Genomic DNA, 18,172 nt, shown 5'->3' with positions numbered 1-18,172 from the left:
GGGATCAATTAAAATTGATGCTATTTTTAATCCTCGTATGAGTGTTTGTATCCTTGACCAGATAAAATTGCCAGCATATCTTTTTCCAAACTTTCTCTAGCAAACTCTACATAGCGCCCTACTTCTTTGCCTTCTTTGTAAAAGATGAAAGTCGGGACTCTTTCTATGTTTAATCCCTTTTCAAAACCTTCTGGAGTGTCTTTTGAACGAGTTACCGTAATTAACTCAAAATTGTTGTAATCAAATTTCGCTTCATCCAGAATTTTATAAAAAGCTGGAGTTTCTCTTTTGCTATCACTACACCAAGTCCCCATAAAAGCTTTTACAGAGATATCTTTAAGATAAGGTGAGATTTTGGTAGTCGCTTCAGTATCTACTGTATACTCATCATAATTTGTAGTAAACCAGGATGCAAAAGGTTGCTGCTCAAGAGCTGCCCGTTGATGTTTCCCTACCAAGATATCTGGTTTTGTTTCAGAACTATCAGATGCTTGAGATTCGTTTTCAGAGCGACCAGAGGTGTTTACAGCTATCGATGCACTGATGCACGAATTAAGAACGATAATGCTTAACAGCAAGAGTATAGTTTTCATTGGATAAAATAATAATTCAGTACGCGAAGATACCATAAACCCTTAGCTCAATAGTATATCTTAATGCTAGTTTAACAAAATCAAAAAAACGATACCTAAAAGCTTACGCCAACAATGAATGTTGCGTCATCGCTTCTGGTTGATCAACACCCATTAGATCCAGGATAGTAGGAGCAATATCTCCCAAAACGCCATCTTTTACTTTGATTCCATTTGCATCAATCAAAATAAAAGGTACTGGGTTGGTCGTGTGAGCGGTATGCGGAGAACCATCAGGATTGATCATAGTTTCACAATTTCCATGATCGGCGATAAGTAATGTGGTGTATCCATTTTCCAATCCAGTAGAAACAACATCTTTGGTACATTCGTCAACAGCTTCGCAGGCTTTAATAGCAGCTTCCATCACTCCAGTATGCCCCACCATATCTCCGTTTGCAAAATTGAGACATACAAAATCCACCTCTCCTTTTTGTAATTCAGGGACCAAAGCATCTCTCAATTCATAAGCACTCATTTCGGGTTTCAAATCATAAGTAGCCACTTTAGGAGAGTTTCTTAGAATCCTCGATTCACCTTCAAAGGGTTCTTCTTGTCCTCCCGAAAAGAAAAAGGTAACATGAGGATATTTTTCGGTTTCAGCGATTCTAATTTGCTTCTTTCCTGCCTCGGCTAACACTTGTCCTAAGGTATTGGTGATATTTTCTTTATCATAAATTACTTGAATTCCTTCAAAAGTATCGTCATAATTCGTCATGGTTACGTAATGAAGCGGTAGCTTATGCGTATTGTATTCATGCATATCTTTTTGCGATAGCATCTCTGTGAGTTCTCGACCTCTATCTGTTCTGAAATTAAAGAAGATGACAACGTCATTCTCCTGAATAGTAGTTACAGCTTCACCATTTTCTTGTACTAGAATAGGTTTGATAAATTCGTCAGTAACGTCTTGGTCATAACTTGCCTGAATACTATCTAGAACATTAGTGGTTGGTGTACCATGTCCATGCACAAGTAAATCGTAAGCCAATTTTACTCTTTCCCATCGTTTGTCGCGATCCATTGCATAATATCTTCCAACAACAGAAGCAATTTTCCCGGTAGTTTTAGACATGTGTTCCTGTATATTTTGAAGATGCCCTTTTCCTGATTTCGGATCTACGTCCCGTCCGTCCGTAAAGGCATGCAAAAACACATTTTCTAATTCGTATTCATGTGCGGCATTCAAAAGACCTTTGATATGATTGATATGAGAATGAACACCTCCATCACTCACCAGACCAAGAAGATGAATGTTTTTGTTGTTTTCTTTGGCATAAGTAAAGGCATTAATCAAAACTTGCTCGTCCTTAAGAGTATTTTTATCGACTGCCATATTGATTTTGGCAAGATCTTGATATACAATTCTACCAGCCCCCAAATTCATATGTCCTACTTCGCTATTTCCCATCTGACCCTCAGGTAATCCTACATGTAAACCATCGGTTCGTAAAGAAGCACTCGGGTATTTGGTATATAGACTGTCGATAAAAGGAGTATTGGCGTGATCAATAGCAGAAACTTTTGGATCTGGTGATGTTCCCCATCCATCTAGGATCATTAAGATAACTTTTTTATTCATGGAATTCTGAATTTAGGTTTTAGTTGGTTGTTTTTCCCGGTTATTTTTATGCTAAAATAAGACAAGAGACAAAATTACAATTTCATACTCAGCTACACAAAAAGATAGGTTTATCGATACATGAATTTTGTAGATACTTTAGGTAAGGAGAACACTTTTTTTTGTGATACTATTAACGAATTTGTTTACTGAAGGTTAAAAGTGAGTTATCCTTAAAATTTGATGGTGTTTTGTATGAATATTATAATTCATTTGCGGTATTGAAATTTTTTTAAATAAAATATTTAAGAAACAAGAGTGAGGGGAGATGTTTTGGTAAATGTTTGTAAAACAGCAAGTTGATTTAGTTTTAGAATCTTAATATTTTGTTGTACAAAGGTTAAATTTCTGTTATTTAAAATATTGAAATGTAACAAAATGAATAGATCAGAGGTCTTATTAAGTATAATCAATAATTTAACTTTAAATTCATTCATCATGAAAAAAACATTTTTATTCGCTTTTGCGGCAATGCTAATCTCTTCTGCCGCATTTGCAACAGACACCACCACATCAATTGACAATCCATCTTATGAAGTTACAACTGTAAAAACAAGCCCATTTTGCATGGCTATTGTAAAAGGAGATGTAGATACAGTAAAGAAAATGATAGAGCTAGGTAGCGATGTGAACCAAAAGTCTCTAGGAATGACTCCTTTAATGTATGCAGCACGATATAACCGTGTTGAGATCATGAAATTACTTATTGATGAAGGAGCAAATGTAAAGACCAGAGACAAAAAAGGATATACGGCAATGAAATTTGCAGAATTATCTAATGCTCAGGAAGCTGTAGCGCTTCTTAAAGAAGTGTCTTAATTTAATTAGTATATAATTGCAAAAACAGGTTTGTATGACTCATACAAACCTGTTTTTTTATACGGTTGAATTGATTTTATCTTCCTTGATACTCTCTAATTGCTTCTTTGATTTTTTCAATTCGATTTTCAGGGTCTGGATGTGTACTCTGAAATTCTGGAACTCTATTTGGACCTGCCGCAGCTTTCAAAATTTTCATGACATCAATCATCTCATTAGGATCATATCCAGAATTAATCATAAACAAAACACCTAGTTTATCACTTTCTAGTTCATCATCTCTGCCATTTCCTAATAATACATTTTGACCAATACCATTTACGAGCCCTCCCATATCGGCTCCTACAGATGCTCCTGTAGATATGGTTTTCCAAAAATCATGTTCTGCTATTCGTTCTGCAGAATGGCGTCCCAGAACATGCCCTATTTCATGACCTAATACTCCGGCTACCTGATCTTCGTTTTCAAGCTTTGATAGTAGGGCATAGGTAATAAAAATTTGTCCTCCCGGCAAAGCGAAAGCATTGATCGTATTTGGATCCGCTAACAGGTGGAACTCATAACGATATGGCGTTTCTTTGGCCATGCTGGAGTTTACTAATTTGTTACCTACCATTTCAATATAGCTTTGTAACTTTTCGTCAGGATATAAGCCACCATGCTGTTCTGCCATGGCAGGAGCACTTTGTAATCCTATAGCGATTTCTTGATCACTAGTCATATTAATATTCTGTACTCTATCGGTATATGGATTATGGGTGCGATTACCACACTTTTTGATGAAAGCAAAAGCGACAATAGCTAAACCGATGAGTATTCTGATTTTTAGACCACCACGTCTCATGAAATAGAGTTTTGATTACTACTTAAATGTACTAAATATAAAATAAAAGTTGCTTACTAATAAAATGTAAAAACACTTTTTAGTAAGCAACTACTAGAGGTTTATCATTCTGTTAAAGAATGTATTTAGTGCTAACTAGCATAGTTGAGTTTGCCTAGTTTAGCGATAAAAAAGTTGTGTATAATAGTAATTTCCATTTTCGTCTTGCAGCGCTGCAATCCCGGTATGGGTATAATTACCTTCAATATTATTGCGATGTCCTGTACTGTTTAGCCATCCTTCAACTACACTAGCAGCATTAGGATAGAAGCTCGCTACATTTTCTGCAGCACTTGAGGCATTTTCGCTTTGATTTAATTCATTACTTCTAGCCTGAAAATTATCATGACTTATATCTGCTTCAGCGATCATATACTCAGTATGTTCTATAGCCAGTCGTTCTGCAGTAGCATTTACTACGAGAGGGGATAGCCCTTCACTAGCGCGATGTTCATTGATCAATTTTAAAATCTCGTCGGTTACTGAGAGATTGTTTGGTGAGGCAACTGCACTATCATCGTCAGAACATGAAAAGGCAGTGATTAGCATTACAAAAATGCAGCAATACTTCGTAAAGTAGGTTCTCATAGGTATGGGGTCTTTTTATTAATTAACTAAAATCGGAGCAATTTAGTATAAAAAATTACAATAATTGTAGATTTATATCCAATATGTTTTCATTAATATATTGTTCAATAAAGGTTTCGGTAATGAATTCGCTACCTAATAATTTAGCTTTTTTAAGCTCTGAAGTGATATCTAATTTCTTATACGCCTTTAGCATGGGTATAGATTGCGGAGCATAAGTATAGTGCCAGGGTTCGTATTTAAAACCCTTTCGGCCAACCCTGTCTGTATAGACCAGATAAAAGCCGAAACTATTGGCATGTTTATCCATCCATTCTTTGAATTTACAGAAAGGGCCGTCTCCTTCAAAATTCTTAGCTAGTAACAATCCTTTTGGTTGTGGAGCATTGCCGTCTACAATATCCAAATCCGTTCCCCAATGATGTCTTGATGTACCTGGGATAGTAGAGTATTCAATAATTTTTCGAATTGCCTGGGTAGGGGATAACCCTTCTGCGGTGAACTTTTTGTATTTACGTTCCCAAATCCGATTTTGATGTGCATAATTTCGATAGCTAGATACCACCTTGATTTCGAATCCACTTTTTTGAGCTGCAGCTTTCATCTTTAAGAAAGCTTCATAAGTTTCCTTTTGAAGACGATAACCATCGCCAAAAAAGGTAGGATTACCTTTTCCCATGAGGTCATCTTTCGAAAAGGTATCCTGAAACACAGTAAACCCAGAAAAGGATAATCCTAAAGCCACAGTGGCGTTTATCTTTATGAAATCACGTCTAAACATAATGGTTATTCGAAAAGAGTGATGATAGGAAACTTATTCGATGATACCATCTACGATACCATATTCCAGAGATTCTTGGGCATCCATCCAGTAATCGCGATTAAAATCTTTAAGTACTTTTTCCATATCCTGTCCACAGTTATCCGCTAGGATCTGGGCGCTTAATTCTTTGGTTTTAAGAATTTCGGCTGCTTGAATTTCAATATTCGAAGCTTGTCCTCTGGCACCTCCACTTGGTTGATGAATCATCACTTTGGCATGAGGTTGGATAAATCTTCTCCCTTTTTCACCAACACTAAGAAGAATTGATCCCATTGAAGCGGCTAACCCCGTACATATGGTAGAAACAGGACTTTTTAAACTTTTGATAGTATCATACATAGCAAAACCAGAAGTAACATAACCTCCTGGACTATTGATGTATAACTTTATTTCCTGATCTCCTACCATATCCAAATACATTAGGCGATCAATAACATGTTTTGCGGATTTATCATCTACTTGCCCCCAAAGAAATACTGTTCGTTCCTCTAAAAATTTTTTGTCTAAAAGGTCTTGCGTTTTTCCCGATTTCTCTTTCATATCTATGATTTTATTTTCTTGTGTATATACCTGTTAAATGTATAATTATTTTTACAAAAAATAGCATTTGTTTTTGCATTTTACAAATACAAGTCACCGTGTTTGATACAGAAAAATAGAATTAATGGATACTAGTCGTTGAAGACGAGCTTATTAAATATTGTAGATTATTAGTAGCTATCGAATACTTTTTAGAGTCAATAAACAAAAATTTACTTGAAACTTATTTATGTTTTGTATTACCTGTTAATGTATAGGTGGCCAGCTCTGTCTTTTTGACCTTCAATTTTTAATACATAGTAATATGTACCTACAGGTAATTCTTCTCCTTTGGCGATCGTAGCTCTTCCTTCTGAAATTCCACCCCAGGAGTTATCGTATCCCTTTTTATTGTATACCATTACTCCCCATCGATTAAAAATCGATAATTCATTGTCTGGGAATTGAGCTATCCCTTGTATGATAAAGGTATCATTAAGACCGTCACCATTAGGCGATACTGCAGTAAAAATTTCTAAATCTCCATCCAAGATAAGACTAGACGTTCCGAATGTTATTACCGTATAGTTGTTAGGAATAAAAGCTTCTGAAGTGATTTCTCCATTATCCAAATCTCCTATAGTTGCTACATTACCAAGGTTGATCCATTGGTTTAGGTTAGGATCCCATCCTACTACTCTTAAATCGTCTAGATCATCTACTAGTGTAGGAATATTACTATTATCATCCCAGGTAAGCGTCACTCTGGTTGATACATCACCATCAAGGTCCCAAAATTCAAAATTACTAATCCCAAATAACAGCTCTCCAAAACTGTTAGTATCAAATTGTGTAGGGAAGAAATTAGGATTGTTTGGGTCTTCGAAGAAATAAGCTCCTCTAGCAGTATTTACAGCCGCAGCATTTTCGATACGCATTGGTCGTAACCTGAAATCGTCACCTACAGGAAAAGTAAAATCTAAAAGTCCATCGATGGTAGCATAACCATCAACATAACGATCGTCATTGGCTCCCAAATAAGGAGCGTCGTTAATATAATCTAAAGAAACTCCTCTTCGGTCTCTTGGCGTAACTACTCTACCTGCTATAAACTCTTGGAAGTTAGTAACACCAACTGCGATCTCAAGATTAAGATCGTTGGCTACATCGATTTCCATGTCGTGGAATACAGGTCTGTTATCTCCAGAAACAGTTAAACTTTGATCTGCGTTGTAAAATCCAGCAAGACCTAAGTTATTATCAAAAGCACCATCATTAATTACATCGATATGAAAACCAATTTGACCTTGATCGTGGATTTGTATATCTCCAAAGTTATGAAAGGCTTGTTGGGCTGATAGGGTAACAGGTGCTATTAAACAAATTGCTATGACGATTATTTTATTCATGGGGCTTTAAGATGTGTTTACGGTTTAACCGTATTAATTATATGGCTAAAATAAACTTTATATTTAAATCCGACTAATTTTTTACGGTAAAACGCACATTATTTTCGACGAACGGCATTTTTGTGCCGTTTATCAGTGATAAATGGGTTTTTTCATACAAACTGTATGATTATCTAGGACTTAGTCGACCCGTTATGAATAAAATTTCGTGAAAAAGAAAAAAGGTGTAGTTTCATGATTTTGACGATTTATAAAATTTTGACGATGATTAATAATTCTGTTTACTTTACTTATAGTGGGTAATTTTTTGATGTTCTAATTTTGTCTGACTCTGTAGGTTATTGTTCTGTTGGTAATTACTCTGGCCGAACCAATAGCGGCAGAACCTCCAAATTCTGAGGTAGAATTGGATATTGTGGCAGTCGCAGATATGAGGCTTCCTGGGGCAATAGGAGATGCCAATGTAATTAAAAAGTCAAATCTATTTGTGTTATCTGTGTTTCCATCTGCATCCGTATAGCCCGATGTTGTGGTATCGCTATCTACTCCAGAACCTTCCGTAGCCGAGGTAACAAATACTTGACCTTCACCATAATCTACTGATAAACCAAGCTGGTTATCTCCTGCGGTAGCTGTACCTTCATTAATATCGGTTAAGAAAAACTCTACGGTTGCACCTGCACCAACCCAACCTCTTACGCGTAATGTAGTTCCGCTTATCGCAGCAGATTCTATTATTGGAAAATTGATGGAAGTATTTGGTCCGTTATCTGTATCGCCATTATCGTTAAGGGTAACACCATCGTTATTTATATCAATACCTAATGCGGGTGCTGCAGTACCGTTTGCAAAAATAGAATTTCGAGATATGCGATTTCCTGTAGTGTTTCCTCCACTTAATACGATTCCGGCTCCAGCATTACTGTTTACGATGTTACTAGATACTGATGAGTTGTTCTGTGAAAGCTCTATACCACTTAGTTGAGCACAACCATTGTTTGTTCCAGAAGTAGTAACAGTATTTTCTGTAATAGTAACATTTCCTGCATCGTCATTAATACCAGTAGATTCAGCATTTTCGATAAGATTGTTCTGAATTACAACACCACTTCCACTTTGTATGGTAATATTATATTCACAATTTCTGGTACCGTTACCGGTAAAGTGATTGTTTTGAATGGTAGTAGCTGTTCCACCATTTACGATAACACCAAAATCGGTGTTTGATGAGATGTAATTACCATCTATTACTACTTCACCACCGGTTACTTCTACACCGTCATCAACATAAGATCCTACTCCCACTGTGCCAATAGCTCCCAAAGCATTAACACCTAGTAAATTTGAGGAAACAAGATTATTGGTTCCAGAATTTTGCTGTATTGCTCTTCTGTTTCCTCCATACACTGCTATATTTCTTATAATAGTGTTAGAAGCTTCCATTTGAAGGACATCTCCAAAATCACTTCGTACCTGAATTTCAGGTAGATTATAGTTTGGTAGGGTAGTGGCCGATACTCCAACGGTACTTCCTCCTGCACCTATAGTCCCATTATTAGTGTTCCCAGAATAGGCAGTTTGGGTTCTACCATCAATGCTCGTATTGTCAGAGGTTATTTCTGTAAGTTGATTGCTTGTTGTATTGATGTCAAAAAAACCATTGGCTATATCGTAATTCGGATCTACCGTTCTTCCGAGCGGATCTGTATTGGTCGGAATCATAAATATTGAGGTATCCACACCAGCAGCTGGATTAAAAATACCATTGGCTTCAATATTTAATCCGGTTTCATCCAAATTATTAGCATTTACTATAAATTGTTCTAAAGATCCTTGACCGTCTGCATTGGTATTTACTATGGTGTTAAAATTAAACCCAAAATCAAGATCTACAACTCCTTCACCATTTATGGTAACACTAGAAACGGTTTGAGCTCCGGTAAGTGTATTTGAAGCAGCATCTGTAGCGGTAGGGTCTACACCTCCCACTTCATTAGGCTGATCGGTAAAAGTACCTCCTGAGGCATAATCTCTTCTGAAAGTTTGTATCGGTAGGCAAGTTGTGCAAGCCGCTCCTCCACCTCTTGTGGATCTCACGGTATTGTTCACCACTCGAACACGATATGTTCCATCAGGAATACCTCCAAAAGTATATTCTCCAGTATTATCTGAGGTTGTTGCTTCTTCAAAAGTGAATGTACCAGGGCTGGTTTCTCTGTATAATTCAACTCGCGCATTTTCGATACCTACACCAGAAGAAGTTGCAAGGTTTCTTCCAATACCACCAGGGTAATTAACGTCTTCAAAAACAAATCCAGTAATAAGGTTACTCGGTACTTTGATTAAAACAGTATTCAGAATGATAAAATCATTTCCGGTAGTAACCTCTGTGGTAGCAGATGTTTCTCCAGGTCCAATCAGTGCAGAGATGTCATAGGTATCTAAGTCTATGGCAAAATCTGTATTGGTATTCACATTAGGTATAACGGTATCATCAAAGATGGTGGAGTTAAATACATTTTGGTTTGCTCCTGTATTATCTCCATCACCATTCAATGTGGTGTTATTTACACCAACAGTTAAAGATATTTCTTCATTCCCAGTGATATCTCCATCTCCTTCCCAGGATAAAACTGATGTTTTAGATCCAGCGGCACCAATAGCATAAAAACCATCAAGAGTATATGTTGTCGTATTGTTTGATGAGGCATCAAAACCGTTATACATGTTTATTCCCACAGCTGGGAAAGCAGGGTTTGTATAAAATATCATTAATGACCAACCTCCAATAATAATAGTATTGTCACATAGCGTACGATTATCTACAGATAACCCGCTAAAATCATAAACATTGGTAGAAGGGTCTGCAATACCTTGAATAATGGAAGTTACATCTCCCACCATCCCATAGGTAGTACCCCCATTGGCCGAATTGATTACACTAGCGGTTACATTTTGTCCTTCGAAGACGACTACATCATCTGCACTAGGACTGGTATGACCCCAGATAAGGTATGCTTGCTCTATGGTTGATCCTGGTGGTATAGCAGTGGTTAGGGTATTCGATGAGGAAGCGGCAATTCCACAAGGGTCAACAGAATCTGAAGCTAACCTTAGGGAACCTCCCGTTAGGGCATAATCAAAATAACCATTAAATTCATCAAATAAAGTAAGCGGTACATCATCATCTACCGCAGTATCACCAACATCGTCGGTAATCGTACCAATACCTTCTATAAGTCCAACAGTAGAGTTGGATACATTATTTAAAGTAAGATAAAATATCTCATCATTTTCCGCAAAGGTGTTATTGATTATAGGTACGGTAACCGTTCTTTGTTCATTGTTTACTCCTGTAAAACTTAATGTTCCCGAAGTTGTAGTATAGTCAGAGTCGGCAAATGCGGTGCCATCTTCAGTAAGGTAATCTACAGTGAAACCTCCCGGGACATTTCCATTTAAAGTTACTGTAAAGGTTGCGGTTCCGGCATCTTCACTTACGGTTACATTACTTACATTTAAGAAGACAGAGGCACATGAAATACGAGCTACCCAACCATCGTCTACAACAGTGAAATCTGAAGTAAATACAAAAGTAAGACAGCCACTAGGGTCTGTAGAAACAATTTGCCTTGGAACATTTTCATTATCAAAAACACCGATTTGTGTAGTTGTTGTAGTTCCTTCGAAAATGGCTAAACCATCAAAAAAGTCTTCTACATTGAATTCTTCAAAATCTAAAACAATAACGCTTCCAGGGGTGTCCGGACAAAGTGTATAGGTTATTGCTTCATTATTGCTATAATTTCCATTAAAACCTCCTGTGTCTACGAAAAACCCGCTACAAGTATTGTCGGTAACCCCATCGGTAATAACAAAAGGGATTTCATCATCGATAATGGTTCCTTCTGCTTGCGAATCAGTAATAGTAACTTGTGGGCTGCTAACTCCTGTAAGATTTACAAAAAAGCTTTCGTTACCCTCTGTATCACCATCGTTAATAATGGTTACCGATATAGTCTGTGTTTCTCCACTTGTCCCAGAAAAGGAAATGGCAGGAGGGGAGGCAGTGGCGGTATAATCTCCAGGAGCAATTGCTGTATTATCTGCTGTGGCAAAATTAACAGTAAAGCCGCCAGGAACATCTGCTCCAGTATGTGTAATTACAAAATTAGCTGTGCCAGAAGCTTCGCCTATATTGGTGAGATCTGCTATACTAATACCTGCATCATTATCTTGTATCGTTACTTCTCCCTGATTGTCACTTATAGTCACGAGGGCGTTGCTTACTGCGCCAAGGTTTACAAAAAAGTTATGATTTCCTTCTACGTCAGAATCATCTATTATAGGGATTGTTATTTGTTGTGTTTCAGGGAGACTACCTGTACCTGTAAATGAAATTGTTGGAGTAGGGGCACCCGTGGCCGTATAATCTGCAGGAGCAGTAGCAGAACCATCTGCGGTAGAATACTCTACAGTAAAGCCTCCAGCCACATTAGCTCCAGATAAAACAACATCCAAGGTGGCAGTTCCATCACCTTCATTCACGGTAACGTTTCCAATAGCAATCGATGCGGTATCATTATCATTAATAGTTCCTTCTCCTTGTGAATCACTTATCGTGACTGTCCCATCACTTGGGTTGGCAATATCCACGAAAAAAGTTTCAGTATTTTCTGTGAAATTATCATCTATAATAGGTATAGAAATGGTCTGTGTTTCTCCAGTGGCACCAGAAAATGTAATGGTGGGAGTTGGGGCGCCTGTCGCTGTATAATCTCCAGGTGCAGTAGCCGTATTATCTGCAGTAGTATATTCTACAGTAAAAGGTCCCGTTGTACTAGCTCCCGAATGCGTAACCGTAAAATCTATGGTTCCAGCATTTTCATTTACTACAGCATCACCAATAGATAAATCTGCTGCAGAAGCAGTACAGGAAATAGTGGCTTCCCAACCGGAAAAATTAAAAATAAAATCTGCAGTAAATCTAAATGTAAGACATCCTGTGGTAGAGGATATCGTAGTACCATTAGGAGAATTACCATTGTCAAAAATACCTATGAGCGGACTAGCAGTAGAAGTTCCATCATAGATTCTTAGAAAGTCAAAATCGTCCTCTACGTTAAATTGAGTAAACGTAATATTTACATTCGATCCTGCGACGTCTGGACATATGGTATATGTAATATCTTCGTTATTGGAATAATTTCCACCTGTTCCCCCTGAATCAACAAAAGTTCCAGTACAAGTATTTACGGTTACACCGTCAGTAATCACAAAAGTACTGCTGTTGGTTTCAAATTGAACGTTGTCTATTAATATCGTTTCTGCACCATTCCAAAAGTTATCTCCACCCAAAAATCGTATTCCAGAATTAGCGGAAATTTGGTCTGCAGTCAAAACATGCGTGACGGTACCTGTATTGGTCGTATTAATGGTAGCTATAGTTACCCATACACCAGCAGAATTTCTCAATTGAACTAACAAAGATTCATTACCTCTACTCGTTGCATCAAAGTCCAGTGTAAGAGTAACGGCTGTCGCTGCACTTAAATCTAGTAATCGACTAATACTTCGGCCATCAAGATTATTGAATTCTAATTGATTTCCATTTATTTCTATTCTACCTCCATTTGGAGAACCTCCATCAAAATTTTCAACCCAACTAGGAGTCCATGTTTGATTACCAGAACTATTTGCATAATTGCCTCCTCCATTAAAATTATCGGCATAGGTATCCTGCCCAAATGAAGAATGTATTGACAATACAGCAATCGAAAAAAGTATAAGTTGATATGTTATCTTCTGTATCAATCCCATGGGTTAGCATTAATTACCTAACTACAAATACCACATTGATCAGGGTATTGTCATCGGTTGGGATACTTAAAATATCATATTGTAAAACTCCAGCATCACTTAAACTATCGATATTAAAAACGACTGGATCCGCAAAAGTTACATAATAGTAAAGTTCATTAGCTTCATAAATGGGGATTGTATTTGGCGCACTAGGACTGCTTATCACTGGCGTTGCGTATTGAGCTCTATACAAAGCATATAAATCTATAGTTTGATTGCTTACTATTGCCGAAGCATCAATTTCTATAGAAGGAGGGAAGAATACTCTTCCAGCTTTTGAAGTAATTGGAGCTATCGCCTGAACTACTTCTTGTAAGTTAGTTTCGTTAGTAGGAGTAGAAACAGCATCTTCATCAACATCTATTGGTGTTGAAAGTGGCACCTCCGCGTCAGTTTGATCATCTGTAGCTACTTGCCATCCATTGGTTGCACCAGTATAACGATATATTTCTTCGTCGTCCAAATTAAAGACTACAGATCCTATTTGTGGATTAATAATAGCATTAATCTCAGTTAGGTTAGTGGCGGTGGGTAACCCCATCAAAGCATTAGCATCATTGGGGCCTATCTGGGCGAAGGCTTGATTCATTAATGCTAGAAATAATATTAATAGGGGTAACTTTTTCATTTTGATATCTATTAGTGCCTCACTATTTGTTTTAAATAATATTTATTAGAAGTCAAGTACGGTAAACATAAATTCTAAATCAATATCGTCTTTCTGATTGGTTCCATTATCACTATCTCCAATATTCACTCTAAATCCGGTTGTAGTTTGGTTGTAATATGTGATCCCCGGATCATCATAATCTTGTCCGGTATTTCCTGGACAATCTCCACCACAATCTAGTATTGAGAGCTGAATGATATAGTCATCATCTGGCATTGCCGTAGTGAACGTTATTTGATAATCGCCTTCATTTAATCTTGTCACAGTAGCATTTAATATTTTTGCTGCTGTTCCATTACCGGCAACTTTACCCATTGCTTTTACAGGACTAGCAAAGAATGCACCTCCATCACTACCTACAGTAATGTCGTTATTAGCATCTGTACTAACTACATTAGCTGTTTGTGTATCTGGGGTTGGTGTATTTTCATTGGTGTATGTGATTACACCCGTTGTTGTATTCTGAGATAGATTCGTCACAATATTTGTTGCCGGATCTCCAGTTGGTCCTTGTGGACCAGTTGCTCCAGTGGCACCTGTAGGTCCTTGTGTTCCAGTTGCCCCCTGTGGCCCAGTGGCTCCTTGAGGTCCTGTTGCTCCTACTGGTCCTTGTAAACCTATTGGCCCTTGTGCGCCTGTAGGTCCTTGAGGTCCTGTAGTTCCTTGCGCTCCTGTTGCTCCAGTCGCACCCGTTGGTCCTTGTGCACCTGTCGGTCCTTGTGCACCAGTGGCACCAGTATTTCCTGTTGGTCCTTGTGCACCTGTTGCTCCAGTCGCACCCGTAGGTCCTTGTGCACCGGTTGCTCCAGTAGCACCTGTCGGTCCTTGCGCACCGGTTGTTCCAGTAGCACCTGTTGGTCCTTGTGCTCCTGTTGCTCCAGTAGCACCTGTAGGTCCTTGTGCACCAGTGGCACCTGTAGGTCCTTGCGCACCAGTAGCTCCAGTGGCACCTGTTGGTCCTTGCGCTCCTGTTGCTCCAGTCGCACCTGTCGGTCCTTGTGCACCAGTGGCACCTGTATTTCCTGTTGGTCCTTGCGCTCCTGTTGCTCCAGTGGCACCTGTATTTCCTGTTGGTCCTTGTGCTCCTGTTGCTCCAGTCGCACCTGTCGGTCCTTGTGCTCCGGTTGCTCCAGTAGCACCTGTAGGTCCTTGTGCACCAGTGGCACCTGTATTACCTGTAGGTCCTTGCGCTCCTGTTGCTCCAGTAGCACCTGTAGGTCCTTGTGCACCAGTGGCACCTGTATTTCCTGTTGGTCCTTGTGCACCGGTTGCTCCAGTAGCACCCGTTGGTCCTTGTGCTCCTGTTGCACCAGTAGCACCTGTTGGTCCTTGTGCTCCTGTTGCTCCAGTAGCACCTGTTGGTCCTTGTGCTCCGGTTGCCCCAGTGGCACCTGTTGGTCCTTGTGCTCCGGTCGCTCCAGTAGCACCTGTCGGTCCTTGTGCACCGGTTGCTCCAGTGGCACCAGTAGGTCCTTGTGCTCCGGTTGCTCCAGTCGCACCTGTCGGTCCTTGTGCACCGGTTGCTCCAGTTGCACCCGTAGGTCCTTGTGCACCAGTAGCTCCAGTAGCACCTGTTGGTCCTTGCGCTCCTGTTGCTCCAGTATTACCTGTTGGTCCTTGCGCTCCGGTTGCTCCAGTTGCACCTGTCGGTCCTTGTGCTCCAGTAGCTCCAGTCGCACCTGTTGGTCCTTGTGCTCCGGTTGCTCCAGTAGCACCTGTCGGTCCTTGTGCTCCGGTCGCTCCAGTAGCACCTGTCGGTCCTTGCGCTCCTGTTGCTCCAGTGGCACCTGTCGGTCCTTGTGCTCCGGTTGCTCCAGTGGCACCCGTCGGTCCTTGCGCACCAGTAGCTCCAGTGGCACCAGTAGGTCCTTGCGCTCCTGTTGCTCCAGTAGTACCTGTCGGTCCTTGTGCTCCGGTTGCTCCAGTTGCACCTGTCGGTCCTTGTGCACCAGTGGCACCTGTATTTCCTGTTGGTCCTTGTGCTCCGGTTGCTCCAGTTGCACCTGTAGGTCCTTGTGCTCCAGTGGCACCTGTATTTCCTGTTGGTCCTTGCGCACCTGTCGGTCCTTGTGCTCCGGTTGCACCAGTAGCACCTGTCGGTCCTTGTGCACCGGTTGCACCAGTCGCACCTGTCGGTCCTTGTGCTCCAGTGGCACCTGTATTTCCTGTTGGTCCTTGTGCACCGGTTGCTCCAGTAGCACCCGTAGGTCCTTGAGCTCCTGTTGCACCAGTAGCACCTGTTGGCCCTTGTGCTCCAGTGGCACCTGTATTTCCTGTTGGTCCTTGTGCACCGGTTGCTCCAGTGGCACCCGTAGGTCCTTGTGCTCCTGTTGCTCCAGTAGCACCTGTCGGTCCTTGTGCTCCAGTGGCACCTGTATTTCCTGTCGGTCCTTGAGCTCCGGTTGCCCCAGTGGCACCTGTTGGTCCTTGCGCTCCGGTTGCTCCAGTAGCACCTGTCGGTCCTTGTGCACCGGTTGCTCCAGTGGCACCTGTTGGCCCTTGAGCTCCTGTTGCTCCAGTAGCACCTGTCGGTCCTTGTGCTCCAATGGCACCTGTATTTCCTGTCGGTCCTTGTGCACCGGTTGCTCCAGTGGCACCCGTAGGTCCTTGTGCACCAGTGGCACCTGTATTTCCTGTCGGTCCTTGTGCTCCGGTTGCTCCAGTATTACCTGTTGGTCCTTGTGCTCCAGTGGCACCAGTAGCTCCAGTAGCACCCGTTGGCCCTTGTGCTCCTGTTGCTCCAGTAGCACCCGTAGGTCCTTGAGCTCCTGTTGCTCCAGTAGCACCTGTCGGTCCTTGTGCTCCAGTGGCACCTGTATTTCCTGTCGGTCCTTGTGCACCGGTTGCTCCAGTATTTCCTGTTGGTCCTTGTGCTCCGGTTGCTCCAGTGGCACCCGTAGGTCCTTGCGCTCCGGTTGCTCCAGTATTACCTGTTGGTCCTTGTGCTCCAGTGGCACCAGTCGCACCTGTTGGTCCTTGCGCACCAGTAGCTCCAGTAGCACCTGTTGGTCCTTGTGCACCGGTTGCTCCAGTCGCACCCGTAGGTCCTTGTGCACCGGTTGCTCCAGTCGCACCTGTTGGTCCTTGTGCACCAGTAGCTCCAGTAGCACCTGTTGCTCCAGTATTACCTGTTGGTCCTTGCGCTCCGGTTGCTCCAGTAGCACCCGTCGGTCCTTGTGCACCAGTGGCACCTGTATTTCCTGTTGGTCCTTGTGCACCTGTTGCTCCAGTAGCACCTGTCGGTCCTTGTGCTCCGGTTGCCCCAGTGGCACCTGTTGGTCCTTGTGCACCAGTAGCTCCAGTAGCACCTGTTGCTCCAGTATTACCTGTTGGTCCTTGTGCACCGGTTGCTCCAGTGGCACCCGTAGGTCCTTGTGCACCGGTTGTTCCAGTAGCACCAGTAGGTCCTTGTGCACCGGTTGCTCCAGTAGCACCTGTCGGCCCTTGTGCCCCAGTGGCACCTGTATTTCCTGTTGGTCCTTGTGCACCAGTTGCTCCAGTATTTCCTGTTGGTCCTTGTGCACCAGTGGCACCTGTATTTCCTGTTGGTCCTTGTGCTCCGGTTGCTCCAGTAGCACCTGTCGGTCCTTGTGCACCAGTAGCTCCAGTAGCACCTGTCAGTCCTTGTGCACCGGTTGCTCCAGTGGCACCTGTTGGCCCTTGTGCACCAGTTGCACCTGTATTTCCTGTTGGTCCTTGTGCTCCGGTCGCTCCAGTAGCACCTGTCGGTCCTTGTGCACCGGTTGCTCCAGTGGCACCCGTAGGTCCTTGTGCACCGGTTGCTCCAGTAGCACCTGTCGGTCCTTGTGCTCCAGTAGCTCCAGTCGCACCTGTTGGTCCTTGTGCTCCGGTTGCTCCAGTCGCACCCGTAGGTCCTTGTGCACCAGTTGCTCCAGTGGCACCTGTCGGTCCTTGTGCTCCAGTAGCTCCAGTCGCACCTGTTGGTCCTTGTGCTCCGGTTGCTCCAGTAGCACCTGTCGGTCCTTGTGCTCCGGTCGCTCCAGTAGCACCTGTCGGTCCTTGCGCTCCTGTTGCTCCAGTGGCACCTGTCGGTCCTTGTGCTCCGGTTGCTCCAGTGGCACCCGTCGGTCCTTGCGCACCAGTAGCTCCAGTGGCACCAGTAGGTCCTTGCGCTCCGGTAGTTCCAGTCGCACCTGTCGGTCCTTGTGCACCAGTAGCTCCAGTAGCACCTGTCGGTCCTTGTGCACCGGTTGCTCCAGTGGCACCAGTAGGTCCTTGCGCTCCGGTTGCTCCGGTAGCACCTGTCGGTCCTTGTGCACCGGTTGCTCCAGTGGCACCAGTAGGTCCTTGCGCTCCGGTTGCTCCGGTAGCACCTGTCGGTCCTT

11 protein-coding genes are annotated in these 18,172 nt (G+C 41.9%); 1 reads left to right on the top strand and 10 read right to left on the bottom strand.

The genetic code is table 11. The features are described 5' to 3' along the window. Positions 1-26: 26 nt before the first annotated feature. The gene (locus tag ACXAGJ_RS12635) at positions 27-593 is read right to left on the bottom strand and encodes a thioredoxin family protein (protein WP_474840372.1); all 567 of its coding nucleotides are present in this window, start codon (positions 591-593) and stop codon (positions 27-29) included. A 103-nt stretch (positions 594-696) separates the two neighbouring features. Further along, on the bottom strand, positions 697-2,214 hold the full coding sequence (gene gpmI / locus ACXAGJ_RS12630; RefSeq protein ID WP_474840370.1) for a 2,3-bisphosphoglycerate-independent phosphoglycerate mutase: 1,518 nt from the start codon (positions 2,212-2,214) through the stop codon (positions 697-699). A gap of 477 nt (positions 2,215-2,691) precedes the next feature. Here gpmI and ACXAGJ_RS12625 point away from each other — a divergent pair, with 477 nt between their 5' ends. After that, a complete protein-coding gene (locus ACXAGJ_RS12625) occupies positions 2,692-3,072 on the top strand; it encodes an ankyrin repeat domain-containing protein (protein WP_474840368.1) in 381 nt (126 codons plus the stop codon). A 76-nt stretch (positions 3,073-3,148) separates the two neighbouring features. Here the strand turns inward: ACXAGJ_RS12625 and ACXAGJ_RS12620 are convergent, their stop codons facing one another. From ACXAGJ_RS12620 to ACXAGJ_RS12585, 8 genes are all read right to left on the bottom strand, one after another. Next, a complete protein-coding gene (locus ACXAGJ_RS12620) occupies positions 3,149-3,916 on the bottom strand; it encodes a M48 family metalloprotease (protein ID WP_474840366.1) in 768 nt (255 codons plus the stop codon). 159 nt (positions 3,917-4,075) lie between these two features. Then, positions 4,076-4,543, bottom strand: coding sequence for a CAP domain-containing protein (locus tag ACXAGJ_RS12615; protein ID WP_474840364.1), 468 nt, complete (start codon positions 4,541-4,543; stop codon positions 4,076-4,078). A gap of 55 nt (positions 4,544-4,598) precedes the next feature. Then, positions 4,599-5,324, bottom strand: a complete 726-nt coding sequence (locus tag ACXAGJ_RS12610) for a M15 family metallopeptidase (protein WP_474840362.1) — start codon at positions 5,322-5,324, stop codon at positions 4,599-4,601. 33 nt (positions 5,325-5,357) lie between these two features. Further along, complete coding sequence (locus tag ACXAGJ_RS12605) at positions 5,358-5,906, bottom strand: ClpP family protease (protein WP_474840360.1); 549 nt, start codon at positions 5,904-5,906, stop codon at positions 5,358-5,360. A 239-nt stretch (positions 5,907-6,145) separates the two neighbouring features. Next, positions 6,146-7,294, bottom strand: coding sequence for a gliding motility-associated C-terminal domain-containing protein (locus ACXAGJ_RS12600; RefSeq protein ID WP_474840358.1), 1,149 nt, complete (start codon positions 7,292-7,294; stop codon positions 6,146-6,148). 315 nt (positions 7,295-7,609) lie between these two features. After that, entirely contained in the window at positions 7,610-13,114 is a 5,505-nt protein-coding gene (locus tag ACXAGJ_RS12595) for a beta strand repeat-containing protein (RefSeq protein WP_474840356.1), read from the bottom strand. 13 nt (positions 13,115-13,127) lie between these two features. Beyond that, positions 13,128-13,784: a hypothetical protein gene (locus tag ACXAGJ_RS12590; RefSeq protein WP_474840354.1), complete on the bottom strand. Its 657-nt coding sequence runs from the start codon at positions 13,782-13,784 to the stop codon at positions 13,128-13,130. Positions 13,785-13,829: 45 nt separating this feature from the next. Further along, positions 13,830-18,172: beta strand repeat-containing protein (locus ACXAGJ_RS12585; RefSeq protein ID WP_474840352.1), on the bottom strand; the 4,343-nt coding region annotated here is incomplete at its 5' end.

This window comes from Aquimarina sp. AWH4_224, from assembly GCF_056160245.1.
This window is presented reverse-complemented; position numbering and strand designations above follow the sequence as displayed.